At 68.1% G+C, this 26182-nt stretch carries 21 protein-coding genes; 11 read left to right on the forward strand and 10 right to left on the reverse strand.

All coding sequences use genetic code 11. From position 1 onward, the window contains the following. Nucleotides 1-107 precede the first annotated feature (107 nt). Nucleotides 108-1712 (forward strand): flavin-containing monooxygenase, encoded by a 1605-nt coding sequence (locus tag ACQI46_RS12455; RefSeq protein ID WP_427094311.1) that lies wholly within the window; start codon nucleotides 108-110, stop codon nucleotides 1710-1712. Between the two features lie 48 nt (nucleotides 1713-1760). On the opposite strand, the gene ACQI46_RS12460 is transcribed toward ACQI46_RS12455, so the two are convergent. Beyond that, nucleotides 1761-2612 carry an alpha/beta fold hydrolase gene (locus ACQI46_RS12460; RefSeq protein ID WP_427094312.1) on the reverse strand — a complete coding sequence of 284 codons (852 nt, stop codon included), beginning with the start codon at nucleotides 2610-2612 and terminating at the stop codon, nucleotides 1761-1763. A gap of 99 nt (nucleotides 2613-2711) precedes the next feature. Here ACQI46_RS12460 and ACQI46_RS12465 point away from each other — a divergent pair, with 99 nt between their 5' ends. The 6 genes from ACQI46_RS12465 to ACQI46_RS12490 all read left to right on the forward strand — a co-directional run bounded on the left by ACQI46_RS12465 (nucleotide 2712) and on the right by ACQI46_RS12490 (nucleotide 8540). Next, nucleotides 2712-4001 (forward strand): MFS transporter, encoded by a 1290-nt coding sequence (locus ACQI46_RS12465; protein ID WP_427094313.1) that lies wholly within the window; start codon nucleotides 2712-2714, stop codon nucleotides 3999-4001. Nucleotides 4002-4180: 179 nt separating this feature from the next. Beyond that, on the forward strand, nucleotides 4181-4420 hold the full coding sequence (locus ACQI46_RS12470; protein WP_427094314.1) for a CDGP domain-containing protein: 240 nt from the start codon (nucleotides 4181-4183) through the stop codon (nucleotides 4418-4420). A gap of 39 nt (nucleotides 4421-4459) precedes the next feature. Next, a complete protein-coding gene (locus ACQI46_RS12475; RefSeq protein ID WP_427094315.1) occupies nucleotides 4460-4813 on the forward strand; it encodes a Fe-S protein in 354 nt (117 codons plus the stop codon). Nucleotides 4814-4865: 52 nt separating this feature from the next. Then, nucleotides 4866-5744 (forward strand): alpha/beta fold hydrolase, encoded by an 879-nt coding sequence (locus tag ACQI46_RS12480; protein ID WP_427094316.1) that lies wholly within the window; start codon nucleotides 4866-4868, stop codon nucleotides 5742-5744. A 34-nt stretch (nucleotides 5745-5778) separates the two neighbouring features. Next, nucleotides 5779-7761, forward strand: coding sequence for a flavin-containing monooxygenase (locus ACQI46_RS12485; RefSeq protein ID WP_427094317.1), 1983 nt, complete (start codon nucleotides 5779-5781; stop codon nucleotides 7759-7761). Further along, entirely contained in the window at nucleotides 7758-8540 is a 783-nt protein-coding gene (locus ACQI46_RS12490; protein WP_427094318.1) for a glucose 1-dehydrogenase, read from the forward strand. The genes ACQI46_RS12485 and ACQI46_RS12490 overlap by 4 nt, the downstream gene beginning before the upstream one ends. Here ACQI46_RS12490 and ACQI46_RS12495 read toward each other — a convergent pair. Next, nucleotides 8533-11307, reverse strand: coding sequence for a helix-turn-helix transcriptional regulator (locus ACQI46_RS12495; RefSeq protein WP_427094509.1), 2775 nt, complete (start codon nucleotides 11305-11307; stop codon nucleotides 8533-8535). The two genes, ACQI46_RS12490 and ACQI46_RS12495, sit on opposite strands and share 8 nt — an antisense overlap. A 46-nt stretch (nucleotides 11308-11353) precedes the next feature. Further along, nucleotides 11354-12328 (reverse strand): NADPH:quinone oxidoreductase family protein, encoded by a 975-nt coding sequence (locus tag ACQI46_RS12500; RefSeq protein WP_427094510.1) that lies wholly within the window; start codon nucleotides 12326-12328, stop codon nucleotides 11354-11356. Between the two features lie 127 nt (nucleotides 12329-12455). On the opposite strand from ACQI46_RS12500, the gene ACQI46_RS12505 reads away from it, so the two are divergent. After that, nucleotides 12456-13421, forward strand: a complete 966-nt coding sequence (locus tag ACQI46_RS12505) for an alpha/beta fold hydrolase (RefSeq protein ID WP_427094319.1) — start codon at nucleotides 12456-12458, stop codon at nucleotides 13419-13421. On the opposite strand, the gene ACQI46_RS12510 is transcribed toward ACQI46_RS12505, so the two are convergent. After that, nucleotides 13397-14749, reverse strand: coding sequence for a flavin monoamine oxidase family protein (locus ACQI46_RS12510; RefSeq protein WP_427094320.1), 1353 nt, complete (start codon nucleotides 14747-14749; stop codon nucleotides 13397-13399). The genes ACQI46_RS12505 and ACQI46_RS12510 overlap by 25 nt on opposite strands. 91 nt (nucleotides 14750-14840) lie before the next feature. On the opposite strand from ACQI46_RS12510, the gene ACQI46_RS12515 reads away from it, so the two are divergent. Next, on the forward strand, nucleotides 14841-15818 hold the full coding sequence (locus tag ACQI46_RS12515) for a TIGR03617 family F420-dependent LLM class oxidoreductase (protein WP_427094511.1): 978 nt from the start codon (nucleotides 14841-14843) through the stop codon (nucleotides 15816-15818). Nucleotides 15819-15858: 40 nt separating this feature from the next. Then, nucleotides 15859-17352, forward strand: coding sequence for a flavin-containing monooxygenase (locus tag ACQI46_RS12520; RefSeq protein ID WP_427094321.1), 1494 nt, complete (start codon nucleotides 15859-15861; stop codon nucleotides 17350-17352). A gap of 86 nt (nucleotides 17353-17438) precedes the next feature. Here ACQI46_RS12520 and ACQI46_RS12525 read toward each other — a convergent pair whose 3' ends face one another. Beyond that, complete coding sequence (locus ACQI46_RS12525) at nucleotides 17439-18554, reverse strand: hypothetical protein (RefSeq protein ID WP_427094322.1); 1116 nt, start codon at nucleotides 18552-18554, stop codon at nucleotides 17439-17441. Continuing rightward, entirely contained in the window at nucleotides 18554-19690 is a 1137-nt protein-coding gene (locus ACQI46_RS12530) for a phosphotransferase family protein (RefSeq protein ID WP_427094323.1), read from the reverse strand. Before ACQI46_RS12530 ends, ACQI46_RS12525 begins: the two co-directional genes overlap by 1 nt. A gap of 44 nt (nucleotides 19691-19734) precedes the next feature. Here ACQI46_RS12530 and ACQI46_RS12535 point away from each other — a divergent pair, with 44 nt between their 5' ends. Then, nucleotides 19735-20340: a TetR family transcriptional regulator gene (locus tag ACQI46_RS12535; protein ID WP_427094324.1), complete on the forward strand. Its 606-nt coding sequence runs from the start codon at nucleotides 19735-19737 to the stop codon at nucleotides 20338-20340. Between the two features lie 10 nt (nucleotides 20341-20350). On the opposite strand, the gene ACQI46_RS12540 is transcribed toward ACQI46_RS12535, so the two are convergent. The 4 genes from ACQI46_RS12540 to nuoL are packed head-to-tail and all read right to left on the reverse strand — an operon-like array spanning nucleotide 20351 to nucleotide 26181. Next, the gene (locus tag ACQI46_RS12540; RefSeq protein ID WP_427094325.1) at nucleotides 20351-21148 is read right to left on the reverse strand and encodes an enoyl-CoA hydratase; all 798 of its coding nucleotides are present in this window, start codon (nucleotides 21146-21148) and stop codon (nucleotides 20351-20353) included. A gap of 22 nt (nucleotides 21149-21170) precedes the next feature. Further along, complete coding sequence (nuoN, locus tag ACQI46_RS12545) at nucleotides 21171-22745, reverse strand: NADH-quinone oxidoreductase subunit NuoN (protein ID WP_427094326.1); 1575 nt, start codon at nucleotides 22743-22745, stop codon at nucleotides 21171-21173. Further along, nucleotides 22742-24307, reverse strand: a complete 1566-nt coding sequence (locus ACQI46_RS12550) for an NADH-quinone oxidoreductase subunit M (RefSeq protein ID WP_427094327.1) — start codon at nucleotides 24305-24307, stop codon at nucleotides 22742-22744. The genes nuoN and ACQI46_RS12550 overlap by 4 nt, the downstream gene beginning before the upstream one ends. Then, nucleotides 24301-26181 carry an NADH-quinone oxidoreductase subunit L gene (gene nuoL, locus ACQI46_RS12555; protein WP_427094328.1) on the reverse strand — a complete coding sequence of 627 codons (1881 nt, stop codon included), beginning with the start codon at nucleotides 26179-26181 and terminating at the stop codon, nucleotides 24301-24303. The genes ACQI46_RS12550 and nuoL overlap by 7 nt, the downstream gene beginning before the upstream one ends. Nucleotide 26182: the final 1 nt, after the last annotated feature.

Here is a 26182-nt window from a genome sequence, read left to right on the forward strand (position 1 = left end):
TGGACGGGACAGCAGCTTCGAGACAAGGCTCCGGGCCGATGCGACGATGACCGTTGACCGGGACGTGCACCACCGCATCCCGGTCGGGCGTCCTAGCTTTCCTCGGTGTGAGCAGTCCGACGCAGAGTTCTGTCGACATCGTCGTGGTCGGCGCCGGGTTCGCCGGCTTGTACGCCATGCACCGCTTCCGGCAGCAGGGATGGTCGGTGCGGGTGTTCGAAGCCGCGCCCGAGGTCGGCGGCACCTGGTACTTCAACAGATATCCGGGCGCGCGCTGCGACGTGGAAAGCCTGGACTACTGCTACTCGTTCTCCGACGACCTCCAGCAGGAGTGGACGTGGACGGAGAAGTACGCGACCCAGGCCGAGATCCTCGAGTACATCAAGTGGGTCGCCGACAAGCTCGATCTGCGCAGCGGCATCACGTTCAACACGCGGGTCGTCTCCGCGGTGCTCGACGAGCAGACGCTGCGCTGGACGGTCACCACCAACGGCGGCGAGGTGGTGAGCGCGCGCTTCGTGGTGATGGCCACCGGTCCGCTGTCGTCGCCGCTGACACCGGACATCGCCGGGTTGGACACGTTCGGCGGCCAGATCTACCACACCGCCGACTGGCCCCACGAGGGCGTGGACTTCACCGGCAAGAAGGTCGGCGTGATCGGCACCGGTTCGTCGGGCATCCAGTCGATTCCGGTCATCGCCGAGCAGGCCGAGAAACTCGTGGTCTTCCAACGCACACCGAATTACAGTGTGCCGGCGGGTAACCGGCCACTGACGGCCGAGGAGGTCGCGCACGCGAAGGCCACCTATGACGAGCGCCGCCGGATGTCGTGGCGCAGCGGAGGCGGCTCCCCGCACGTGGCCCACCCGAAGCTGACCATGGAGGCCGGTCCGGAGGAGCGGCGCGAGGCGTTCGAGAAGCGTTGGCAACTGGGCGGCGTGCTGTTCTCCAAGACCTTCTCCGACCAGATGATCAACCTCGACGCCAACGAGGAAGCGCGCAAGTTCTACGAGGAGAAGATCCGCGCGGTCATCGACGATCCCGCGGTCGCCGAACTGCTGATCCCCGACGACCACCCGATCGGCACGAAACGAATCTGCACCGACACCAACTACTTCCAGACATTCAACCGACCGAACGTGACCCTGGTCAGTGTCCGCAAGACGCCGATCGAATCGGTGGACGCCACCGGCGTCAACACCACCGAGACACACTTCGACCTGGATGCGATCGTGCTCGCGACAGGCTTCGACGCACTGACCGGGACGCTGGCCAAGATCGACATCGTCGGCAGACGCGGTCAGAAGCTGGTGGACAGCTGGTCGGCCGGCCCGCGCACCTACCTCGGGCTCGGCGTCGACGGCTTCCCGAACCTCTTTTTGGTGTCGGGCCCGGGCGCCCCGGCGGTGCTGGCGAACATGGTGTTGCACGCCGAGGCCCACATCAACTGGATCGCCGATGCGATCACCTATCTCGACGAGCACGACCACGCCGCGATCGAGGCCACCACCGACGCGGTGGACAACTGGATCGCCGAGTGCAACCGCCGCGCCGAGGCCACGTTGTTCCCGCGGGCCAACTCCTGGTACATGGGAGCCAACGTGCCCGGCAAGCCGCGCGTGTTCATGTTGTTCATCGGTGGCTTCGGCACCTACCTCGACATCTGCGCCGAGGTCGCCGCCGCCGGTTACAAGGGGTTCAGCCTCCTGTAGCGATTTCGGCGTGTTCGTCGACGGTCAGCGTCGACAACCACGCCGAAATCACCGGGTGAGAAAGCCCAGCACCGTCTGCTCGAACGCGGCCTTCGCCTCGATCATCACCCAGTGCCCGCAGTTCGGGAAAACATGGAACTCCGCGTTCGGGATCGTGCGCATCGGCACCAACGCCATGTCCAGGGGGCTGACCCGGTCGTCCCGCCCCCAGGCGAGCAGGGTGGGTGCAGTGACCTTGTGCATCAACGCCCACGGCATCGGCACATCGGCCGTGCGCATCATCTGCATCATCGCCGCGAACGCGGCCTTGCCGTACATACGTCGCGCCGCGGCAAGGGTTTCCGGGTCGGTGGCCAGTGCCCAACGCTCCTCGATCAACTCGTCGGTCACCAGCGCCGGGTCGTAGACCATCGAATGCAACCATTCGACCAACCGTTGCCGTGTCGGCTCCTCGGTGAACTCCTGCAGCAGCCGGATGCCCTCGCTGGGACCGGGACTGAAGATGCTGGTGCCGATGCCGCCGATGGTCACCAACTTGCCGATCCGGTCGGGATGGTTGATGGCGAAGTTGACGCCGACCCCACCGCCCATCGAATTGCCGATGACATCGACCCGGTCCAAATCCAGTGCGTCGGCGAAGGTGACGACGGCGCCCTGGGCGTCCAGCATCGGATGGCCGCCGAAGTCGTCACTGACGCCGAAGCCGGGGCACTCCAGGACGAGGCAGCGGAAGTGCTGCGCGAAGAACTCGAGATTGCCACGGAAGTTCCGCCAACCCGTCACGCCGGGCCCGGAACCGTGCAGCAACAGCAGCGGCGGGCCGTCGCCGGCCTCGTGATACCGCAGCACCCCGGACGGGGTACCGACCTCACGCAGTGTCTGGTCGTGATCGAGGGTCATCGTGCGATTCCACATGATCGGCAGGCGAAGGGCCACCACCGTTCCAGTCAGTGGACGCCGCCCTTGTACGGCCGAACCTGCGGCACACAATCTCTGACCATGCAGCAGGCGCCGACGCGGGATCAGGCACTGTTACGGCGGGTGGCGCTGTCCAGCCTCCTCGGGACGGCCATCGAGTACTACGACTTCCTGGTCTACGGGACGATGAGCGCGCTGGTCTTCGGGCTGGTGTTCTTCCCCGAGTCGGATCCGGCCGTAGCCACCATCGCCGCGTTCGGGACGCTGGCCGCGGGCTACGTGGCGCGGCCGGTGGGCGGAATCCTGTTCGGGCACTTCGGTGATCGTCTCGGGCGCAAGACGATGCTCGTGCTGACGATGGTGCTCATGGGGGCGGCCAGCTTCCTGATCGGCCTGCTGCCCACCTACGCCGCGATCGGTGTCGCCGCCCCGATCCTGCTGGTCGCGCTGCGGGTGATCCAGGGCATCGCGATCGGCGGGGAATGGGGCGGGGCGACCCTGATGGTCACCGAGCACGCCGAAGCGCACCGCAGAGGTTTCTGGAACGGCGTGATGCAGATGGGATCGCCGATCGGCTCGCTGTTGTCGGTCGCCGTGGTCACGCTGATCACCCTGCTTCCCGACGAGGACTTCTTGTCCTGGGGCTGGCGCGTGCCATTCGTGATCAGCGTGCTGCTGCTCGCGATCGGCATCTACGTGCGGCTGTCGATCACCGAGAGCCCGGTGTTCGAGGCGGCGCGACGGCATGAGCCCACGACGCCGGCCGTGCCGCTCGTCGAGGTGCTCAGGAAGCCGCGGGCCCTGGTGCTGGCCTGCGCCGTGGGCATCGGTCCGTTCGCCCTGACCGCGCTGATCAGCACGTACATGATCAGCTACGCCACCGCGATCGGTTACCACCGCACCGACGTGATGACCGCGCTGATCTTCACCTCGGTGACCGGGCTGGTCGCCATCCCGGCGCTCTCGGCGCTGTCCGACCGCGTCGGACGGCGGTCGGTCATGGTCGCCGGCGCACTCGGCATCGTCGTGTATGCCTGGCCGTTCTACGCGCTGGTGGACACGCGGTCGCAGCTGTGGCTGACCGTCGCGATGGTGCTCGCCCAGGTTGTGCAGTCCGCCATGTACGCGCCACGGGGAGCGCTGTTCTCGGAGATGTTCGGCACCACGGTGCGCTATACGGGTGCGTCGATGGGCTACCAGCTCGCGGCGCTGCTCGGCGCGGGCTTCACGCCGCTGATCGCGAGCAGTCTGCACGCCGACGGCGTGTCCCGCATGCCGCTGGTCGTGCTGGCCGCCGGATGTGGACTGATCACCGTGGTCGCCGTGTGGCGACTGCGCGAAACTCGGGGCGTGGATCTGACGACCGTGTGACGGGCGCCCGTCTCACACCGTGACGAAAGCCGTGACGGAAAACCCAGTGCGCACTGGCGGTGACGAGAGCAGAATCGTCTCATAGCGACATGCCGGAGAGGTGCAATCCGAGCATGCGCCGCTACTCACAGTGCACCTCTCCGCGGGCCGGGCGCGGCCCAGAGGTGAGGAGGCAAACCATGACACGAACCCGGGTGGCCGCGGCCGCGGCCGCGATGCTCATGGTCGGTGGGGGATTGGCCGTTGCCGCACCGGCATCGGCGCAGTGCGTCGGTCCGAACGCGGTGGTCTTCGGACACGGTGGCGGCCGATGCGACCATCCGCCCGCACCGGACGGCAGCTTCACCCGCTGCGACACGGTGTACGTGTTCGGCATCGGCGGGACGAACTGCTACCAGGTGCCGCCGGGCACGCCCTGATCGCGACGACGCGGCGCACGCCTGGGGTAATCTCAGGCCATGGAAATACTACGGTCTGTAGTTGTCCTGTTCCACATCGTCGGTTTCGCCGTCTTGTTCGGAGCGTGGGCCACCGAGGCCGTTGCGCGCCGCTTCCAGAACACCCGGGTGATGGACTACGGACTACTGCTGTCGTTGCTCACCGGCCTGGCGCTGGCGGCGCCGTGGCCGGCCGGAATCGAATTGAATTACCCGAAGATCGGCATCAAGCTGGTCATCCTGATCGTCATCGGGGGTCTGCTCGGGATGGGCAGCGCTCGCCAGAAGCGCACCGGCGAACCGGTGCCGCGACCGATGTTCGTCGCGGTCGGCGTCCTGACGTTCACCGCCGCCGCCCTCGCCGTGGTGTGGTGACGGCGGGACCTCCGCGGCCCTGCAATTCCGAGCGGCACCCTACGATCCGGAAATGACGTCAGCGCCGAAGCAGATCCACGCTGAAGGGCATGGCGGCGTCCGCATCGCCGCCGACCGCACCGGAGACCCGCATGCGCGCGCCGTGGTCTTTCTGCACGGCGGCGGACAGACCCGCCGCTCCTGGTCGAGAGCGGCTGCGGCCGTGGCGCGCCGGGGGTGGCAGGCCGTCACCGTCGACCTGCGCGGCCACGGCCAGTCGGACTGGTCCGCCGACGGCGACTACCGCGTGACCAGCTTCGCCGCCGACATTCGCCAACTGCTGCACCACCTTCCGCCGCGCCCGGTCCTGGTCGGCGCCTCGCTGGGCGGCATCACCTCGATGCTGCTGGCCGGCGAACTCGAACGCGGCGTCGCCGCTGCGGTGGTCCTGGTCGACATCGTCCCGGACATGAATCCCGCAGGCGCCGACCGCATTCACGCCTTCATGTCCGACCGGGTGGTCGAGGGTTTCGCATCTCTCGACGAGGTCGCCGACGTGATCGCCGAGTTCAATCCACACCGGCCTCGGCCCACCGATCTCGACGGATTGCGAAACAACCTGCGCCGCAGGGGTGATCGCTGGTATTGGCACTGGGATCCGCAGTTCATCGACGGCACCGCCACGCATCCTCCGTTGGAGGTGACCGACGTGGACCGGTTGCACCGCGCGATCGAGGCCATCCTGTCCGACGACGTGCCCGTGCTGCTGGTGCGCGGACAGGTCAGCGACCTGGTCAGCCGCGACCGCGCCACCGCGTTCCTGGAACGCTTCCCGCAGATCGAGTTCGTCGACGTCGAGGGCGCGGGCCACATGGTCGCGGGCGACCGCAACGACCTGTTCGCCGATGCGGTGCTGGGTTTCCTGGACCGGCACGACGCCGGCAAATCCTGACCATCCACCCACGCTGCTCTGTATGGTGTGGCCCATGCCACAGGACGCCGCGGTCCACGACTCCGACCTGGCCAGGCTGACGGGTCTGCCGTTCCCCGACGCCGACGACGACACACTGCGCCGCGCGATCGACGAGGCCAGCGTGCCCGCACTGCTGATGTCGATGGTGCACATGAGCGGCGACCTCGGACTGCTCGATGAGCTGCCCCGGCCGGTCATGCTCATCGCGATGGATCTGCAGGGCGCGATGAGCGAACCCGACAAGGCCGTGGTGCGGCGGCGTGCCTTCGAGATGGCCCGCGACTACCGTGACCGCGGCTGTCCGCCGGCGTTCCTTCCGGACGCAGAACAGCTGCGCTCGATGCTCGACGTCGTCACCGCCGGTCAGGTCACCGACGAGTTCGTCGATTACATCGCCGCCGACCTGCGGTTGACCGACACCGATCAGCACGGCCCGGCACTGGCGTCGACGCCGGCCCAGCGTGCCGACTTCCCGGTTCTGGTCATCGGGTGCGGCGAGGCGGGGTTGCTGGCCGGCATCAAGCTCAAGCAAGCCGGCATCCCGTCCCAGATCATCGAGAAGCAGGCGGGCGTCGGCGGGACCTGGCTGGCGAATCGCTATCCCGGCTGTCGCGTCGACATCGCCAGCCAGTACTACACGTATTCGTTCGAGCCGACCGACCACTGGGAACATCACTACGCCACCCAGCCCGAGATCCTGCGCTATCTCGAGGACGTGATGACGCGCCACGACATCGCGCCCTACGTCCGGTTCCGGACCGAGGTCCTCGCCGCGCGCTGGGACGAGGACACTGCGACCTGGCGGGTCGACATCCGCTCGGCCGACGGGTCCGCCGAAACCCTGACCGCCCGGGGCCTGGTCTGCGCCGTCGGACAGTTCAGCAATCCGGTGATCCCGGACATCAAGGGCGCCAACACCTTTGCCGGGCCCGCGTTCCACACCGCGGACTGGGACGACAGCGTCGACCTGACCGGCAAGCGGGTCGCGGTGATCGGCGCGGGCGCCAGCGGATTCCAGCTCGTCCCCGCCATCGCCGGTCGGGCGGCCCACGTCGACGTCTACCAACGCACCCCGCAGTGGATGGCGCCCAACGTGCATTACCACGAGGCCGTCGGTGACGGCGCGCGATGGGCCACCCGCCACCTGCCGTACTACGCGCGCTGGTTGCGATTCGTCTCGTGGTGGCCCATCGCCGACGCGCTCGACGAGCAGATCACCCTCGACCCCGCCTGGGACACCGGCGGGTTGTCGGTCAGCGCAGGCAATCAGATGATCCGCGACGTGTTCGAGGCGTGGATGCGCGGCTTCACCGACGACGACGAACTTTTGGCCAAGGTGACCCCGAAATACCCGCCGATGGGCAAACGAACCCTGCAGGACGACGGCACGTGGCTGACCACCCTGCAGCGCGACGATGTCGAACTGATCACCCACGGAATCGCCGAGATCAGCGAGTCCGGGGTCACCGACGTCGCCGGGGTGCATCGCCGCGCCGACGTGTTGGTGTGGGCCACCGGATTCGACGTCAACCACCAGCTCGGGCCCATCGACATCCGCGGCGTCGGCGGCGCCGGCCTCAACGAGGTGTGGGGCGACTCGGCGTTCGCGTACCTGGGCGTCACCGTCGCCGGGTTCCCGAACTTCTACTGCATGTTCGGTCCGGGCACCAACGCGGTCAACGGCGCCAGCATCATCTACAACTCCGAATGCCAGATGCGCTACATCCTCGGCTGCATCGACATGTTGCTCGCCGCCGGCGCCGACGCCGCCGCGCCCCGCCCGGAGGTGTGCACGGACTACCACCGGCGCAGCCAGGACCGGCTGCAGACCATGGTCTACGCGCATCCGGCGGTCACCAGCAGCTACTACAAGAACTCCGCGGGTGAACTGCCCACCCTGTTCGCCTGGCGCATCGTCGACTACTGGAAGTGGACACACCATCCCGATCCCGCCGACTACGAGCTGATCACCGCACGCGCACAGGGGGTTTCATGACAGATCGATTGGCCGGAAAGGTAGCCCTGGTCAGTGGGTCGGCCCGCGGCATGGGCGCCTCACACGTGCGCACGCTGGCCGCCCACGGCGCCCGCGTCGTGGGCGGCGACATCCTCGACGCCGAGGGGCAGCAGATCGCCGACGAACTCGGCGACGCCGCGCGCTACGTCCACCTCGACGTCACCCGCCCCGAAGACTGGGCGGCTGCGGTCGAGTTGGCCGTCACCGAGTTCGGCCGTCTCGATGTGCTGGTCAACAACGCCGGAATCCTCACCATCGGCACGGTGGAGGACTACGACCTGAACGAATGGCACCGGAGCCTCGACATCAACCTGACCGGCGTGTTCCTCGGCATCCGCGCCGCCACACCGGCCATGAAAGCCGTTGGCGGCGGGTCGATCATCAACATCTCATCCATCGAAGGCATGGCCGGCACCATGGCCTGTCACGGGTACACCGCGACCAAGTGGGCCGTGCGTGGACTGACCAAGTCGACGGCCCTGGAGTTGGGGCCCTTCGGTATCCGGGTCAACTCGATCCATCCGGGGCTGATCAAGACACCGATGGCCGACTGGGTGCCCGAGGACATCTTCCACACCGCGCTGGGCCGCATCGGCCGGCCCGGCGATGTCAGCAACCTGGTGGTGTATCTGGCGAGCGACGAGTCCGCGTACTCGACGGGGTCAGAGTTCGTCGTCGACGGCGGCACCCTTGCGCACTTGGCGCACAAGGACTTCGGCGCCGTGGATGTCGAGCGTCAACCGGACTGGGTCACCTGAGGTCATTGTCGCGGATCCGGTCCATGGTCCGTCCGAGTTCGGCGCGGGAGCTGATGTCCAGTTTGCGGTACACCTTCGTCAGATAGTGCTCGACGGTCTTGGTGGTGATGAACATCGCCGCGGCGATGTCCCTGTTGGTGGCGCCGGACGCCGCGAGGTCCGCCACCCGCTGCTCGGTCTCGGACAACCCGCCCGTCCCGTCGGACGACGCGACGACCGTGCGTGACAGTTCTGCCTGGGCGCGCTGCGCCCACAGCGGCGTGCCCAGCCGTTGAAAGGTGTGCAGCGCGTCGGTCAATGTCGTTGCTGCGGCGCTCTTTCGGCGCAACCTGCGCTGCAGCTGGCCCAACACCAGTTGGGTGCGGGCGCGTTCGAACGGCATCGGCAACGAGTCGTGCTCGGCCATGGCCTGCCGCACCGACTGCTCAGCGGCCGCCACGTCTCCGGCCGCGGCGAGCACCATCGCCCGACACCGTGCCCCGACCGCCTTCATCCATGTCCGCCGTTGCCGTTCGCCGTTGCTCTCCAGCGCGGCAGTGAGGGTTTCGGCATCCTCGAGGCGACCCACACCGACCATGGCATCGATCACATCCGGCAGATGCCAGCACAACATCAACTCGGTGACCGCCACTTCGGGTGGGTCGAGAAAAGACGGGTCCAGGGCATCCAGCGCCGCGCGGTGATCGCCCAGCGACTCCTCGAGGAAACACAACGTCATACCCGGCCAGTCGGCCAGGGTGCTCGCGCGACGCGATGCGGCCTCGAGCACCCACTCGGCATCGGCGCGGGCCTGGTCGACATGCCCGGCGAAGGCAGCGACCGCCGCGCGCACCGTCATCGGGACGATCAGCACCTCGTCGCCGCCCAACTGTTCGGCACGCTCGACGGCTTCAGCAGCCTCCAGCTGGGCTTCGGCAATCTCGCCGCGCCAAATGTGGTTGATGGCAAGGAATCCGGCGATGGTCATCATGTCGCTCTCCGCCCCACGTTCCTGGGCGACGGTTCGCAGCGTGAGCAGTTGACGGTGCGCTTCGTCCAGACGGCCGGTCCCCGACAGCGCCAACGCATGCACCAACGGGGCGCGGAAGATGATCGGAAGGTCCAGGGAACTGTCGTAGAGCTCGAGGGCGCGGTCCAGTGCCGCCTCATCGAGTCCGCGGCCGCACTGGAAGTTCAACTGCACCGACCAGGCCAGCGCGGCGCTGGTGATCCCCGGGATGCCGAGTTCCTCGGCCAGCTTGACTCCGTCACGGATATGTCGGCGTGCTTCGTCGGAGTCGCCGATGCTGTTGAGTGCGAACGACAATCGCAGCAGCACCTGCACCAGCATCGGGGTGTTGCCGGCGGCGTCGTCGAGTGCGGCGCGCAACAGCCGCACCGCTTCGGTGTGCCGGTTGTCGTACATGTCCACCGTGGCCAGCAAGATCGACGCGAGAGCGCGCACGATCGGCGGCTCGTAGTCCTCGACCAGGCCCAGCACCTCGCGGCTGCGGACCATGTCGCCGGCCAGGAAGTGGTTCTCTGCCGACTTCAGGCGCCGAACGGCGGTGTCGCCGCCCAGTGTGATCGCCAGATCGATCAACTCGGCCGCGGCCGCCGGTGCCCCTCGGGCGCGCGCTGACTCCCCGGCCGCATCCAGAGCGGAGAAGATCTCGCCGTCGCCCTGAGTGGAGGCCAAGGCCAGGTGACGTGCGCGCAGTTCCGGGTGGGACTCCAGGCCGGCCAGCACGCGGTGTGTCGCTCGGCGGACCGCCGCGGCGGCGTCGTTGTAGATCACGCCGGCCAGCAGCGGGTGGCTGAATCGCACCCGATTGCCTTCCAGAACGACCACGCCGTGCGCCTCGGCCTCTTCCAAGAGATCCGAGACGTGTTCAGGGGTCGCGTCTGCGGCGCGCGCCAACAGTTCGACGGTCGGATCGGGTACGCACGCGGCGCTCAGCAGCAACCCCTGCACCTCCGCGGAGAGGGCAGCGACGCGAACGCGCACCACGTCGGCCAGCGTCTCGGGCATGGGTTGGCCCGACAGTGTCGTGCGATCGCCCAGGGCCCGGGCCAGCTCCAGAGCGAAAAACGGGTTGCCCGCGGAGATCTCGACGATCTTGAGCACCGTCGGACGCGGCAGGCTACGCCCCAGCCGCGAGGAGATCATCGAGTGCACGGCGCGCGCGGACATCGGGCGTACCGCGTACCGGTTCACCCCGTCGGGACGGTCCAGCTGCAACCACCGGGCCACGGTGCCGTGCCCGGGCTCGGTGCGTTCGGTCATCAGGACGCCCGACGGGCCGCGCAGACGTCGGGCGGCGAACTCGACCACCCCGCGGCTCGAGCTGTCCAGCCACTGCGCGTCGTCGACCGCCACGACGACCGGAGTTTCCCCGATGAGTCTGCGCAGCACCGCCAGAAAGGCCGCTGCCACCACCCGCTGGTCGGTGGGCGGACCCTCGACTCCGGTACGCAGCAGCACGCGGTCCAGGGCCAGCCGCTGCAGAGCCGGTAGCCCGTCGAAGGCATCGGTGTCCACGTCGGCCAGCAGGTCGGACAACGCCGAGAAGGCCATCACGGATTCGGCTTGACCGCCTCGAGCCGTCAGGACCCGGTATCCCCGGGAGCGGCACTGCTCCAGCAGAGACAGCCACAGCGTGGACTTGCCGATGCCCGCCGCGCCCTCGATGATCAGTCCACTCGGCCGCTCGGCGACCGAATCGAGGAAATCAGCAACCGGTGCGTCGGGATGGGCGGGGTTGCCAGCGGTGGACACGGCACCCATCATCGCAGTGGGCAAAGCCGACCGCAGCGGATCGACGCGCCGGACGCTACCGGACCGCGACAACGACCTTGCCCAGGGCGCTGCGTTCCTCCAGCGACGCGATGGCTTCGGCGGCCCGCTCGAGCGGATAGACAACCGGTTGTGGGGGTGCCACCTTGCCGCTGGCGAGCAGTGGCTCCAGGTCGTCCCACTGCTCACGCAGGTAGCCGGGGTGGGTCATGGTCCACGCGCCCCAGCCCACACCGACGGCGTCGACGTTGTTCAACAGCAGCCGATTCACCTTGATGGTGGGGATGTCGCCGGCGGTGAACCCGACCACCAGCAGACGGCCGCCGGGGGCCAGGCAGCGCAACGAGTCGGTGACCCGGTCGCCACCGACCGGGTCGACGACGATGTCGACGCCGCGGCTGTCGGTGAGTTCCTTGACCGCGTCCTTGAACCCGTCGGCCGGCACCACGTCGGTCGCCCCGGCTGCCCGGGCCACTTCCGCCTTGGCGTCGCTGCTGACCACTGCGATGACGCGACCGGCGCCGAGCGCGGGAGCCAACCGCAGCGTCGACGTGCCGATCCCGCCGGCCGCACCGTGCACCAGGATGCTCTCGCCGTCACTGAGCCGGCCTCGGGTGCGCAGCGCGAAGTGCATCGTCAGGTCGTTGAACAACACCCCCGCGCCGGCCTCGAACGACACCGAGTCGGGCAGCCGGAACACCCGCTCCGGGTGCAGCGCAACAACTTCGGCCATCCCGCCGCACAACATCGTCAGTCCCACCACCCGGTCGCCGGGCGACAGCCCCGCACCGTCGGGCGCGCTGCGCACCACGCCGGCGACTTCGGCGCCCGGCGTGTACGGCATCTGCGGCTTGTACTGGTAGAGCCCACGCGACTGCAGCGCATCGGGAAACGCGACGCCCGCGGCGTGCACGTCGACGAGGACCATGCCCTCCTCGGCGGCGGGTTCGTCGATCTCGACGAGCGTCGCGGCCCGCGGGCCGTCGAGACTTGCGATCTGTATCGCGCGCATCAGCACCTCCTGAAGTGTCGTCATCCCATTCAACCCGACCCCGATCAACCCGGATTCAGCCCATCCGAAGAGGTCCTCGTCGGTACAGTCGGTTCCCGGCAACGTCGTCGAAACAGCAGGAGTGGCCATGGCAGAGCGGATCAGGGCCAGACGACGACGGACGTTCACGCCCGCTGCGTCGCTGCCCGAGGGGCGGATCATCGAGGTGCGGTCCCGCGACGGGGTGCGGTTGCACACCGAGGTCTTCGGTCCCGCCGACGGCTACCCGATCGTGCTGGCGCACGGCATCACCTGTGCGCTGCGGGTCTGGGCGCACCAGATCGCCGACCTGTCGGCGCACTACCGCGTCATCGCCTACGACCACCGCGGACACGGGCGCAGCGGGATCCCGCCGCGGCGCGGGGGATACACCCTGGACCACCTGGCCGCAGACCTGGATTCGGTGCTGGAGGCGACGCTGGCTCCCGACGAGCGCGCGGTGATCGCGGGCCACTCGATGGGCGGCATCGCGATCACGTCATGGTCGGCGCGGTTCCCCGACAGTGTGGCGCGCCGCGCCGACGCGGTGGCGCTGATCAACACCACCACCGGCGAACTGCTCGAGAACGTCAAGCTGTTGCCGGTGCCCACCAGTCTGGCGCAGGTCCGGGTGCGCACCGCGGCGAGCGTCATCCGCACGTTCGGTGGAGCCCCGCTGACCAGGGTGGTGGGCCCGCCCGGGCGCCGGCTCGTGTCGATGGTCGCCGTGGGCCCAGACGCCGACCCGGGTATCGGCCGGTTCGTCTTCGACCTGTTCAACGCGACGCCGCCGGCCGGACGCCGCGGATGGGCCACCGTGTTGGTCGACAATCTCGGACCCGAGCACATCGACCTGACCAACCTGACCGTGCCGACACTGGTGATCGGCAGCCGCGGAGACCGTATCGCGCCGATGGTGTCGGCGCGCCGGATCGCGAGGTCAGCGCCGAACCTGACCCGGTTCGTCGAGCTGCCCGGCGGTCACTGCGCCATTCTGGAGCGCCCCACCGAGGTCAACACCGAGCTGCGATGGCTGCTCGAGTCGGTGGCTCAGCCGCGCCGCGTCAGCTCCTGATGGACGTCGGCCGCGGCGCGCCGTCCTGACCGCACCGCGCCGTCGAGGAAGCCCGTCCACACCTCGGCGGTCTCGGTGCCGGCCCAGTGGATGCCGTTGACCGGCGCGCGCAACCACTGCCCGTGCTGGGTCCATGCGCCGGGCGGCACCGCCGCGGTCGGGCCGCCGGGAGCGAAATCCTCAGTGCCCCAACAGTGGTCCAGGTAGGCGATCGGCCGGCGGGCGGCGTCGCCGAACAGCGCGGCGAAACCGGCCAGCGCCACCTCGCGCCGCCGGTCATCGGGCAGGCGGTCGAACGTGCGGGCGTCGGTGAACCCGAGCAGTACGCCGGGACCGGAGTCGCTCGGGCTGACGTCGAAGGTGATGAACACCGGCCCTTCGTCGGAGAGCGCTTCACCGGAGCATCCGCCGCGGCGCCAGAACGGGTTGTCGTAGGCGGCGTAGGCCTTGCTCAGCCGGCCCTGCGGCCAATGGCGGGCCAGGTCGTCATAGCCCGGCGGCAGCGGCGGATCGAACTCGATGCCCGCGCGGTGCGCGGGTGGGATCGCGACCACGACGGCGTCGGCCGGGAACGTGTCGACGCCGGCCGTGACGGTCAGGGTGCCGTCGGGTCCGGTCGCGATGCGGCGGACCGGGGCGCCCAGACGCACCCGGTCCCCGAGCTGTTCGGCCATCCGCAACGCGATCTGCTGGGTGCCGGCGACCAGCCGCTCCTGCTGGGCACCGCCCTCCACGTCGAGCATGCGGCCGAGCCCGCCGGCGGCCTTGACATAGCGCACCGCGTGCAGCAGCGATACCTCGTCGGGCTCGGCACCCCAGGTCACGCGCGACATGATCGCCATCAGGTCGCGCGCCGAGGCCCCGGCGTGGACGGATTTCAGCCAGCGGTCCAGCGAGATGTCGTCGAGCTGCGCGGCGCCCGGTGTGGTCCAGGGTTGGCTGACCGACACTTTCCGGCAGATGCGTTCGAAGCGCCACTGGATGCGGGACACGTCGAGCAGTTCGAGCACCGACAGCCGGGGGATGGTGCTGCGGTATCGCCGAACCCGGCCGCGCCACCGGATCAGGTTGCGGCCCTGCCCGTACGTGCGCACGCGCGCGCAGCCCAGTTCGTCGGCCAGTCCCAGCACCGCGTCCTGCGTCGGGCCGACGAACGTGGCCCCCAGGTCGACCGGCACCCCCGCCAACTCGACGGTGTAGGACCGCCCGCCGACCCGGTCGCGTCCCTCGACGACGACCACGTCGTGCCCCAGCCGGGTCAGCTCGCGGGCCGCGGTCAGCCCCGCGAACCCCGCGCCCACGACCACCACGGCGCCCTTGCTGCCCATGGTGCCCATACTCGCGGATTCGGCGCGCTCACGGACGTGTAGCGACGTTTTTCGCGCCGAATTCGCACTAGGGTGGCCCGTTGTGCAGGTGATGACGGCGCTGTTCGGCCCCACTGACGCGATCGAACGGGCGCACGCGCTGCGCGAGGCCGGCGCCAGCGGCGTGTTCACCTTCGAAGGCCCACACGATGTGTTCGCGCCGCTGACGCTGGCCGCGACAGTCGGCGGTCTGGATCTGCTGACCAACGTCGCGATCGCGTTCCCGCGCAACCCGATTCACCTTGCCCACCAGGCGGTGGATCATCAGCTGCTGTCCGGCGGCCGGTTCACCCTCGGGCTGGGCACCCAGATCCGCACGCAGATCGAGAAGCGGTTCGGCGCGGAATTCGACCAGCCCGTCGCGCGGATGCGCGAGCTCGTCGGCGCCCTGCGTGCGATTTTCGCGGCGTGGACCACAGGAGAGCGGCTGGATTTCCGCGGCGAGTTCTACCGTCACACGCTGATGACGCCGACGTTCGTGCCGCGCGCCGAGTTCACTCCGCCCCCGATCTACGTCGGCGCGCTGGGGCCGCGGCTGACGCGGATGACCGCCGAGGTCGCCGACGGTCTGCTGGTCATGCCGTTCGGGTCGAAGCGGTTCCTGCACGAGGTGACGTTGCCGCAGGTCGCGGCCGGTCTGTCGGCGGCCGGGCGCACCCGTGCCGATCTGGCGGTGGTGCCCGAGATCATCGTGTCGGTCGCCGAGCAGGATCCGACGCACAGCGCGGCGCGACGGCTGTTGGCGTTCTACGGGTCCACGCCGGCCTACCGCCCGGTGCTCGACGTGCACGGGTGGGGTGAGCTGCAACCCGAACTCAATGCGCTGTCCAAACAGGGCCGTTGGCAGGACATGGGGCAGCTGATCACCGACGACGTGCTGCACACCATCGCCGCGTGCGGTTCGCCGGCCGACATCGCCGCCCATATCCGTGACCGGGTCGCCGGTGTCGCCGACACCGTGTGCCTCTACCAGCCGGGACCCATTCCGCTGAATTCGTTGAGCGAGATCGTCGACGCGCTCGCTCGATGACCCATATGGTGGTACGTACGCGGACCAAAGGAGGTTGCGGGTGCGCCAGCATCATGAACTCACCGAACGCCCGGAAACCGATGTCCTGATCATCGGAGCCGGGATCTCCGGAATCGGCGCCGCCTACCGCATCGCCGAGCGCAACCCGCAGTTGAGCTACAAGATCCTGGAACGCCGTTCCCGGATCGGCGGTACCTGGGATCTGCACCGGTACCCCGGGATCCGTTCGGACAGCGACATTCTGACGCTGTCCTATCCGTGGGAGCCGTGGTCGCGGCCGGAGAACGTCGCCGACGGTCCCGACATCCGCAACTATCTCGAGGACACCGCGCGCAAGCACGACATCCACCGGCACATCCAGTTCGACACCCGGGTCCTGTCGGCGAACTGGGACTCGAACACCGATACCTGGGTGGTGCAGATCGACCACGACGGACAGGCCGGCACCCTGCGCAGCCGGTTCCTGTTCTTCGCGACCGGCTACTACGACTACGACCACCCCTACCGGCCCGACATCCCCGGCTTGGGTGAATTCGCCGGCCCGGTCATCCATCCGCAGCACTGGCCCGAAGACCTGGACTACAGCGGCAAGAAGGTGCTCGTCGTCGGCAGCGGCGCCACCGCCATCAGCATGGTGCCGGCGCTGGTGCGCGACGCCGCGCACGTGACGATGCTGCAGCGGTCGCCGACGTATCTGCTGTCGGGGCAGCGCATCAACCCGGTGGTGCAGTTCCTGCGCAAGATCCCGCCGCGTCGGCTGGGCTACCGCCTGGCGTGGCTGTACAACCTGCTGTTCATCGTGACCGTGTACGCGGTCGCGCAGAAAGCCCCCAGGCTGAGCCGACGCATCATCCGCGCCGTGGCGAAAATCTATCTGCCCAAGGGCTATCCGGTCGATGTGCACTTCAAGCCCTCCTACGACCCCTGGGATCAGCGGCTGTGCCTGATCCTGTCCGGTGACTTCTACGAAGCCATCGGTGACGGCCGCGCCGATGTGGTCACCGACCAGATCGACCACGTCGATCGGGCGGGGGTGGTGCTCAAGTCCGGGCAGCGCATCGACGCCGACGTGCTCGTCACGGCCACCGGTCTGCAGTTGCAGGCGCTCGGCGGCGTGCACCTGAGCATCGACGGCGAGGAGATCAAGCCTCAGGAACGGTTCGTCTACAAGGAGCACCTGCTCGAAGACGTACCGAACCTGGCGTGGTGCGTGGGGTACATCAACGCGTCGTGGACATTGCGGGCCGACCTGACCGCGCGGGCGGTCGCAGATCTGTTGGCGTACATGGACGAGCGCGGCTACACCCACGCTTACCCGCATCTGGGCGACGCCGTGATGGCCGAGAAGCCGGCGTGGAACATCAACGCCGGGTACGTGAAACGGGCACCGCACGCGCTACCGAAGTCCGGAACGCACCGACCGTGGAACGTGCGACACAACTATCTGCTCGATGCGATCGATCACCGTTTCGACCGCATCGGCGAGCAGATGGTGTTCGGCCGCGCGAAGGTCCGCGAGCCGCGACCGGCCTGACTCCGAGTTCTGTCTCCGCCGAAATTGCATTCCACGCGCGTCAAACCGCGAGTTGACACGCGTGGAATGCAATTTCGGCGGGGTGTTCAGGGCGCGACGGTCAGCCAGTCCGCGAAGCCGGACGGGTCGTGGCGTCCCAGCGCGCCGTGCTCGAACAGGCCCCAGCCTTCACGTTCTGCACCGTCGGCGTCGCGGCACACCGCCCGGCCGACATGGTCGATCACCCCGAATCCGGCGCGGCCGACGATGGCCGGATCGGTCATGTCGTACGTCACCCGTTCGATGAAGTTGTCGCCCTTCCACATTCCGTGCAGCCAGTCCGGGTCGCCGCCGTACCCGCCGCCCACATGGATCGGCACCGCGAGCTTCGACTCGACCTCGAAACGCACCGGGCTGCCGTCGAATGCGGTCGCGTCGATGGTGGCGCCCGTCGGGATGCGCGTACCCGAGCGGTAGCGCACAGTCACGCGCGGCCAACCGAGTTGTTCGACGCGGCCGTCCTTCCAGATACGGGTGCAGTCGTTGAGCGACCGGAACCCCGACGGGTCCTCCTGGATGATGATCACGATGCCGAAGTCGTCGAACGCCATCGGCACGTAGAGCCACCACATCCCCTCGAACGGCGGGTCGTCGGGACGGCCGGCGGGTTCGGCCTCGCCGACCGGCCGGATGCCCCACGAGCGGTCCCGGGTGCCGATCCAGCGGTCCGGGTCGACGTCGATGTCCTGGCCGTCGATGCTGAGAACACCGCTCCACGTCCCGACCTGCGCGAAGCGTTGCGCATCGAGGGTGACCCGGTTGCCGCGCCGCATCACGTGCGGCTGTTCCTGCACCGCGTCGAACAGGCCCTCCCACGTGAGATCCGCTGCGATGCCCTCGGTTTCGTCGCAGATGATGCGCAGCTTGCGCAGCGGTTCGATGACCTCCACGCGGTAGTTGCCGACGTGCTGGTTGAGGCGGTCGGAGTCGATGGCGCCGGACAGATGGACCGCGGTCTGGGTGTCGGCCTGCCTGACCAACAGGAACGCGTCTTTGACCCCGAGATTCGGGTAGTAGCCGATGCCGGTGACGACGAAGATGTCACCGGTGCGGTCGTGGGCGTTGAAGTAGGAGCGATCGTAGAAGTTGCGGTCCGACGACCCCGGCCAGGCGATCGGCTGCGCGACCTGGTGCACCGGGTATTCGTCCATCGGTCCGAGCATCAGCTTTCCTCTCCGATCAGTCGGCGCAGCAACGAGGCGTGGTAGAACAGCGATTCGACGTCGTCGGGTTTCTCGATCTCGCCGAAGCGAACCCGCCGCGCCCCGGTGCGCATGAACACGCAGCACCAGATCACCCCGGAGTAGACGTAGAACCAGTGCAGATCGGTGATCTCGACGCCGGTCAGGTCGCGGTAGGTGGCCAGCACGTCCCGTTCACGCAGGAACTCGGGCATACCCGCCAGCCCGGCGAGCTTGGTGAGTTCCTGAAAAACCATGTGCGCAAAGCACATCCACGCCAGGTCCAGGTGGCGTGGCCCGACGGTGGCCATCTCCCAGTCCAGCACCGCGGCAGGGGAGAAGTCCTGGTAGATCACGTTGCCGATGCGCGCGTCACCCCACGCGAGGACGGGTTCGGCTGCGGCAACGTCGTCGGGGAAGTGCGCGTCGAGCCACGCCAGGGCGCGTTCCACCAGCGCCGAGCGGCCGATGTCGGGCACGCTGAACTCATACCAGCGCTTCAGCCATCCGAAGTGGCGGTGCAGCGCCGTCTCTCCGGGCGGGTCGGTGTCCTGTAGGAAGCCGAAGGTCTGCTGGGCGTTCGGAATGCTGTGCAGCGTGGCCAGCACCGCGACGCTGCGGTCCTGGAGCTGTCGCTGCTGTTCTGGTGTGGCGTCGAACAGCCAGTTCCCGCCGAACGTGTAGGGCATCACGTCGGGCGGGACGACGCCGTCGACCCGGTCCATCAGGAAGAACGGCCGGCCCAGGACGTGTCCCTTGGGTTCGAGCCAACGGACGCGCGGCATCGGCACGTCGGTGAGTTCGGCGACCAATCGCATGACCTCGTGCTGGTGATCGAGGCGGTAGTGTTCGAATACCGGAACGTCGGCCTCGGCCGGCGCCACCCGCGCGACCCACTTCTGTTCGACCATCGCGCCGGCCTGTTGCCAGCGTCCGGCCAGCAGTATCGTTTCAGAGGACATGCCATTGCTGTCGACACCGCTTTCGACGACGATCTGCGGAGCGGCGTCGGGAAGCACTGTCGACAGCCACTGCGCCAGCTTTGCCGGCACATCTGACATGTCGCGGCTGGAGCGTTGCAGGCGTTCAACGTCCTCGACGGTTGGTTCACTGCTCACAATGGATCCTTCCCGCCACCAATTACGATACGATGGGTAGCGATATGAAAGCAGACGAACCTTCGGCTGACAAGAGCCCCGGCGCCGGCCGGCCACGCGATCCGCGTATCGACGCTGCCATACTGCAGGCCACCACGGAGCTTCTTGTCGAAATCGGATACAACAACCTGACGATGGCCGCGGTCGCCGAGCGGGCCGGCACCACCAAGACCGCGCTGTACCGCCGGTGGTCCAGCAAGGCCGAGCTGGTTCACGAGGCCGCCTTCCCCGCCACCCCGTCGGCCATCGAGACCCCGCCCGGCGACTTCGGCGCCGACCTGCGCGCCATGCTGGAGGTGACGCGCGAGATCTTCACCAGCCCGGTGGTCCGCGCCGCGCTGCCCGGTCTGATCGCCGACATGACTGCCGACGCCGACCTGGCCGGACGCGTCGCGGCCCGATTCGGCAGCGTGATCGTGGCAATGCAGGAACGTCTCAACGACGCCATCGAGCGCGGCGAGGTGCGAAGCGGTGTCGCCTCGGAACGGCTCGTCGACTTCATCGGCGGAGCCACCCTGCTCGCGGTGCTGCAGTCGCCCGACGACCTGACCCAGACGGGCTGGGTGGACAGCGTCACCGAGATCCTGCTGCACGGCGTCTCGGCCCGCTGACGTCCGTTGGTCAGGACGGCGGAATCTGACTCTTGTTGCGTTGGGTCACCGCGTCGAAACGGGTCCCGAGGGTGTCGAGGTCGCGGTGCTGGCGGCTCGCGATCTGGTCCTCGGCCGCCAACGCCGGGTCGATCACCGCGGCCGCGCCGGTCGTGTAGATCTGCTTGAGACCCCGCATCGTGGCCCGCGGCACCTCGGCGATCTGCGTCGCGAGGTCGACCGCCCGGGGGAGCAGGTGCTCGTGCGGCACGACTTCGGTGACCAGCCCGATGCGTTCGGCGCGGGCCGCGTCGACGACCTCGCCCGTCATCGACAGCCGCCGCGCCATCGCCGCACCCACCACCTGGGGCAGTCGCGCCGTCATGCCGCCGCCGGGCAAGATGCCGACCCGCGCGTGGGTGTCGGCGAACACGGCCCGCTCCGATGCGATCAGGAAGTCGCACCCGAGCGCGATCTCCAGGCCACCGGTGAACGTCGGCCCGTTGACGGCGCCCACGACCGGCGTGCGCATCTGCGCCACCGCGGCGATGCAGTCGTGAGACCGGAACTCGTCGAAGTAGGCCATGCCGTTGTTGGCCGCCTCTTTGAGGTCGACACCGGCGCAGAACGCCGGATCGGTCCCGGTCAGCACCACCGCGTGGACGGACTCGTCGGCGTCAGCGGCGGTCAACGCGTCGTAGAGAGCGCGGATCAGTTCGCGTCCGAGCGCGTTGCGGGCCGACGGGCGGTTCAGCGTGAGCACCCGCACCGCGTCGAGGTCCGCGGTGAGTACCAGTTGTGCCGTTTGTGCTGCGTCTTCAAAGGCCATGCGATGTTGCTATCACAGGGTTTCAGAGGAAGCGGTCAGACGAGTTCACCAGGTCCAGCACCGGCTGCGGAAGGGCGCCGAGCGCGAACGTCACTGCGGCGGTGACCGCGACGACGGAGGTGGTCACCACACCGGGCACCACCACCTCCGGAGCGTCGTCGGGCTGATCGGTGAAGAACATCATCACGATCACCCGGACGTAGAAGTACGCCGCGATCGCGCTGGCGATCACGCCGACGACCACCAGCGGGATGGCCCCACCTTCGCCGGCCGCCTTGAACACCGCGAACTTGCTGACGAAGCCACTGGTCAACGGGATACCCGCGAATGCCAGCAGAAACAGCGAGAACACGATCCCCACCACGGGATGGCGACGTCCGAGCCCGGCCCACTGCGCCAGGGCGGTGTCCTCCTCACCCGACGGCCGGCGCACCAGCGACACGATCGCGAAGGCGCCCACGGTCGAGAAACCGTAGGCGAACAGATAGAACAGCGTCGACGACACCCCGGCCGAGTTGGCCGCGACGACACCGGTCAGGATGAAGCCGCTGTGCGCCACCGCCGAGTAGCCCAGCATCCGTTTGACGTCGACCTGGGAGACCGCGGCCACGGTGCCGATCGCCATGGTCAGGATCGCCACCGTCCACAGCACCGGCCGCCAGGCGTCCTGCAGCGCCGGCAGCGCGACGTAGAACAGGCGCAGCAGCGCGCCGAACGCCGCGATCTTGGTGGCGGCGGCCATGAATGCCGTGATCGGTGTCGGGGCCCCCTGATAGACGTCCGGGATCCACGAGTGGAACGGCACCGCACCGACTTTGAACAGGACACCGACGAGCAGCAGCGCGACACCGACGAGCGCCATCGAGGTGGTGCCCGTACCCGCCGCGACGGCGTCTGCGATGCCGGGCAGCGTCAGCGTGCCGGCGTAGCCGTACAGCAGCGCGGCGCCGTACAGAAAGAACGCCGACGAGAATGCGCCCAGCAGAAAGTATTTGAGCGCCGCCTCCTGGGACAGCAGACGGCGCCGCCGCGCCAGACCGCACAGCAGATACAGCGGTAGCGACAGCACTTCCAATGCGATGAACATCGACAACAGATCGTTGGAGGCGGGGAAGATCAGCATGCCGCCGGTGGCGAACAGTGTGAGCGGGAAGACCTCGGTCTGCACGACGCCGGCGCGGACCGCGACCTGCTCGGCGACGCTGCCCGCCACCGCCGAGGCCTGCGGTGTGAAGCCGTCCAGACCGGCTGTGTTCTCGGTGTTCTCGCCGCCGGCGGCGATGTGGCGCTGACCGATGAGCAGGACGCCCAGCACACCCATCACCAGGATGGTGGCCTGCAGGAACAGCGCCGGCCGGTCCACCGCCAACGCGCCCATCACCGCCGGGGACCCGTTCGTGCCGCCGAGGTCTCGGGCCACCAGCACCACCGCCGCCAGAGCAGCCACCAGACCGGCCAGACTGACGCAGAGTTGCGCGGTGCAGCGCCACCGGCGCGGCAGGAACGCTTCGACCAGCACACTGAGCACGGCTGCGCCGAACACGATCAGCATCGGGGAGATCAGGCCGAACTCGACCGACGGGGTCGCGGGGTTCATCGCAGCGGTCCTTCCGCGACAGCAGGTGCCGGATCGGACTGGTCGATCGTGGTCAACGTGTGGCCCACCGCCGGATCGATGATGTCCAGCGCCGGTTTGGGATAGACCCCCAGCAGCACCAGCAACGCGATCAGCGGCGCCGCGACGGCGACCTCACGGGGTCGCAGATCGCGCAGCTCGGCGTTGCCGTCGGTGACCGGACCGGTCATCATCCGCTGGTAGGTCCACAGGATGTAGATCGCCGAGAGCACCAGCGCGGTCGCGGCGAGCACCGCGAGCACCGGGTACCGGGTGAACGTGCCGATCAACACCAGGAACTCACTGATGAACGGCGCCAGCCCCGGCAGCGACAGCGTCGCCAACCCGGCCACCAGGAACGTGCCCGCCAGGACCGGAGCGACCTTCTGCACACCGCCATAGGAGCTGATGAGTCGCGAGCCACGTTGCGACACCAGGAAACCGGCGATCAGGAACAACGCTGCTGTCGAGATGCCGTGGTTGATCATGTACAGCGTCGACCCGGACTGACCCTGCGAGGTCATCACGAATATGCCGAGGATGATGAACCCGAAATGTGAGATCGACGTGTAGGCGATCAACCTCATGACATCGGTCTGCCCGATGGCGACCACGGCGCCGTAGACGATGCCGATCACCGCCAGCGTGATGATCAACGGCCGGAAGTACGCCGACGAGTCGCCGAACAGCGGCAGGCAGTAGCGGATCATGCCGAACGTACCGACCTTGTCCATGATCGCCATCATCAGCACCGCGCTGGCCGGGGTGGCTTCGACGGCCGCGTCGGGCAGCCAGCGGTGCAGCGGCCACAGCGGCGCCTTGATCGCGAACGCCACCATGAACCCGCCGAAGATCAGATGCATCACCACGGGATTGAGCACGAACTCACCGGCGGTGACCGCCGCGACGATCGCGCGGAAGTCGAACGTGCCCGACTCGAACGCGGGACTCGTCGCGGTGGCCACATAGAGCCCGATGACCGCGGCCAGCATGATCAGCCCGCCGAAAAGGTTGTACAACAGGAACTTCACCGCGGCCACACTGCGCCGGGCGCCGCCGAAGCCGCCGATCAAGAAGTACATCGGGATCAGCATGGCTTCGAAGAACACGTAGAACAGCAGGATGTCCAGCGCGAACAGCGAGATCAGCACCATGGACTCGACGGCCAACGTCAGCGCGAAGTAGACATGGACCGCCCGGCCGCCCCAGCTGACCCGGTCGCGGGCGTCGTTCCAACCCGCCACGATCAGCAACGGCACCAGCACGGCGGTCAGCACCACCAACGCCAACGCGATCCCGTCGACGCCGAGGATGTACCCGGTGCCGAAAGACGGTATCCAGCGGTAGTTCTCGACGAACTGGTACTGCGCACCGCCCGGGTCGAAGCCGACCGCGACCACCGCGGTGAGCGCCAGCACCACCAGCGACACCGCCAGCGCGACCCACTTGGCCAGTTCGCGGGCCGCCGGAGGCAGCAGCATCACCAGCACTGCGCCGACCATCGGCACGGCCCACAACACGGTCAACCACGGGAAGCTCACCACACGTTCACCGCCAGGATCATCGCGGTCAGCAGCGCCGCACCGGCCAACATCGTCAAGGCGTAGGAGCGAGCGAATCCGTTCTGCAGCCGGCGCAGGCTTCGCGACAGTTCTGCGACCGCTTTCGCCAAACCGGTGCCCACACCGTCGACCGCGTCGTCGTCGATCTCCACCAGACCCTTGGTGAACGCCGCACCCGGGGTCATGAACACCTTCTCGTTGAACGCGTCGCCGTACAGGTCGCGACGGGCGGCCACGGTCCACCCCGAGCCGGCCGGGACCTGCGCGGGGATCGGGCGCGTTCCGTACATCCGGTAAGCAATGGCGATGCCGACCGCCACCACCGACAACACGATCGCCGTCACCACCCACACCGGTAGCACGTGGTGCACCTCTGCCGATCCGACGACGGGGGCCAGCCAGTGCTCGAGAGTGCCGCCGATGGCCAGCGCGGCACCGGAGCCCACCGAGCCGATCGCCAGCAGGGCCATCGGCCACGTCATCACCGCGGGTGCCTCGTGCGGGTGCACTGTTCCGGCCCAACGCTTTTCACCGAAGAACGTCATCAACATCACGCGCGTCATGTAGAACGCCGTGATCCCCGCACCCAGGATCGTCACCGCCCCCAGGACGATGCCTTTGACGCCGCCGGCACCGAGAGCGGCCTCGATGATGCTGTCCTTGGAGAAGAACCCGGCCAGCGGCGGCACACCGATGATGGCCAGATACCCGAGACCGAACGTCACGAACGTGACCGGCAATGCTGTGCGCAGGCCGCCGTAGCGGCGCATGTCGACCTCGTCGTCCATCGCGTGCATCACCGAACCCGCTCCGAGGAACAGGCCGGCCTTGAAGAACCCGTGGGTGAGCAGGTGCATGATGGCGACCGCGTACCCGATCGGGCCGAGGCCGGCGGCGAGCACCATGTAGCCGATCTGGCTCATCGTCGAGGCGGCCAGGGCCTTCTTGATGTCGTCCTTGGCGCATCCGATCACCGCACCGAACAACAGGGTCACCGCACCGACGACCACCACCGCGGTCTGTGCGTGCGGCGCCAGGTCGAACACCGGCCCCGACCGCACAATCAGGTAGACACCCGCGGTGACCATCGTCGCGGCGTGGATCAGCGCCGACACCGGCGTCGGGCCTTCCATCGCGTCGCCGAGCCAGGACTGCAACGGCACCTGCGCCGACTTGCCGCACGCCGCCAGCAGCAGCATCAACCCGATCAGAGTGAGCATGTTCTCGCTGAGTTGCGGTGCGGCGGCGAACACCTCGGTAAACGACACCGACCCGACCGCGGCGAACATCGCCATCAGCGCGACGGCCAGACCGACGTCGCCGACCCGGTTGACGACGAACGCCTTCTTGGCGGCCGTGGCCGCCGACGGTTTGTGCGCCCAGAACCCGATCAGCAGGTAGGACGCCAGACCCACCCCTTCCCAGCCCAGATACAGACCGAGGTAGTTGTCGGCGAGCACCAGGATCAGCATCGCGGCGACGAACAAGTTCAGGTAGGCGAAGAACTTTCTCCGGTGGGCGTCGTGGGCCATGTACCCGATCGAGTAGATGTGGATCAGCGAGCCGACGCCGGTGATCAGCAGCAGAAAGCACATCGAGAGCTGGTCGAGCTGCAATCCGAAGTCGACCCGAAACTCACCGACCGGAATCCAGGTGAACAAGCTCTGGCCGACGCTGCGCTCCTCGGCCGGGCGTCCGAGCATGTCCACGAACAGGACTGCCCCGCAAGCGAATGCGCCGAGCACCGCGGCAGTGCCCAGCAGATGCCCCCACCGGTCGGTGCGCCGGCCGCCGAGCAACAAGATCAGCGCACCGGCCAGCGGCAGTGCGATCGGCAACCACACAGGTAGGGTCATC

This window comes from Mycobacterium sp. SMC-4, from assembly GCF_050205565.1.
In the GTDB taxonomy this organism is placed as follows: Bacteria; Actinomycetota; Actinomycetes; order Mycobacteriales; family Mycobacteriaceae; genus Mycobacterium.

Coding starts and splice junctions, on each gene's coding strand:
- ACQI46_RS12515 (WP_427094511.1), top strand. CDS start 14,841: ATGACGGCGCTGTTCGGCCCCACTGACGCGATCGAACGGGCGCACGCG.
- nuoL (WP_427094328.1), bottom strand. CDS start 26,181: ATGACCCTACCTGTGTGGTTGCCGATCGCACTGCCGCTGGCCGGTGCG.
- ACQI46_RS12510 (WP_427094320.1), bottom strand. CDS start 14,749: ATGGGCAGCAAGGGCGCCGTGGTGGTCGTGGGCGCGGGGTTCGCGGGG.
- ACQI46_RS12505 (WP_427094319.1), top strand. CDS start 12,456: ATGGCAGAGCGGATCAGGGCCAGACGACGACGGACGTTCACGCCCGCT.
- ACQI46_RS12470 (WP_427094314.1), top strand. CDS start 4,181: ATGACACGAACCCGGGTGGCCGCGGCCGCGGCCGCGATGCTCATGGTC.
- ACQI46_RS12500 (WP_427094510.1), bottom strand. CDS start 12,328: ATGCGCGCGATACAGATCGCAAGTCTCGACGGCCCGCGGGCCGCGACG.
- ACQI46_RS12480 (WP_427094316.1), top strand. CDS start 4,866: ATGACGTCAGCGCCGAAGCAGATCCACGCTGAAGGGCATGGCGGCGTC.
- ACQI46_RS12490 (WP_427094318.1), top strand. CDS start 7,758: ATGACAGATCGATTGGCCGGAAAGGTAGCCCTGGTCAGTGGGTCGGCC.
- ACQI46_RS12495 (WP_427094509.1), bottom strand. CDS start 11,307: ATGGGTGCCGTGTCCACCGCTGGCAACCCCGCCCATCCCGACGCACCG.
- ACQI46_RS12540 (WP_427094325.1), bottom strand. CDS start 21,148: ATGGCCTTTGAAGACGCAGCACAAACGGCACAACTGGTACTCACCGCG.
- ACQI46_RS12535 (WP_427094324.1), top strand. CDS start 19,735: ATGAAAGCAGACGAACCTTCGGCTGACAAGAGCCCCGGCGCCGGCCGG.
- nuoN (WP_427094326.1), bottom strand. CDS start 22,745: ATGAACCCCGCGACCCCGTCGGTCGAGTTCGGCCTGATCTCCCCGATG.
- ACQI46_RS12525 (WP_427094322.1), bottom strand. CDS start 18,554: ATGCTCGGACCGATGGACGAATACCCGGTGCACCAGGTCGCGCAGCCG.
- ACQI46_RS12460 (WP_427094312.1), bottom strand. CDS start 2,612: ATGACCCTCGATCACGACCAGACACTGCGTGAGGTCGGTACCCCGTCC.
- ACQI46_RS12465 (WP_427094313.1), top strand. CDS start 2,712: ATGCAGCAGGCGCCGACGCGGGATCAGGCACTGTTACGGCGGGTGGCG.
- ACQI46_RS12475 (WP_427094315.1), top strand. CDS start 4,460: ATGGAAATACTACGGTCTGTAGTTGTCCTGTTCCACATCGTCGGTTTC.
- ACQI46_RS12485 (WP_427094317.1), top strand. CDS start 5,779: ATGCCACAGGACGCCGCGGTCCACGACTCCGACCTGGCCAGGCTGACG.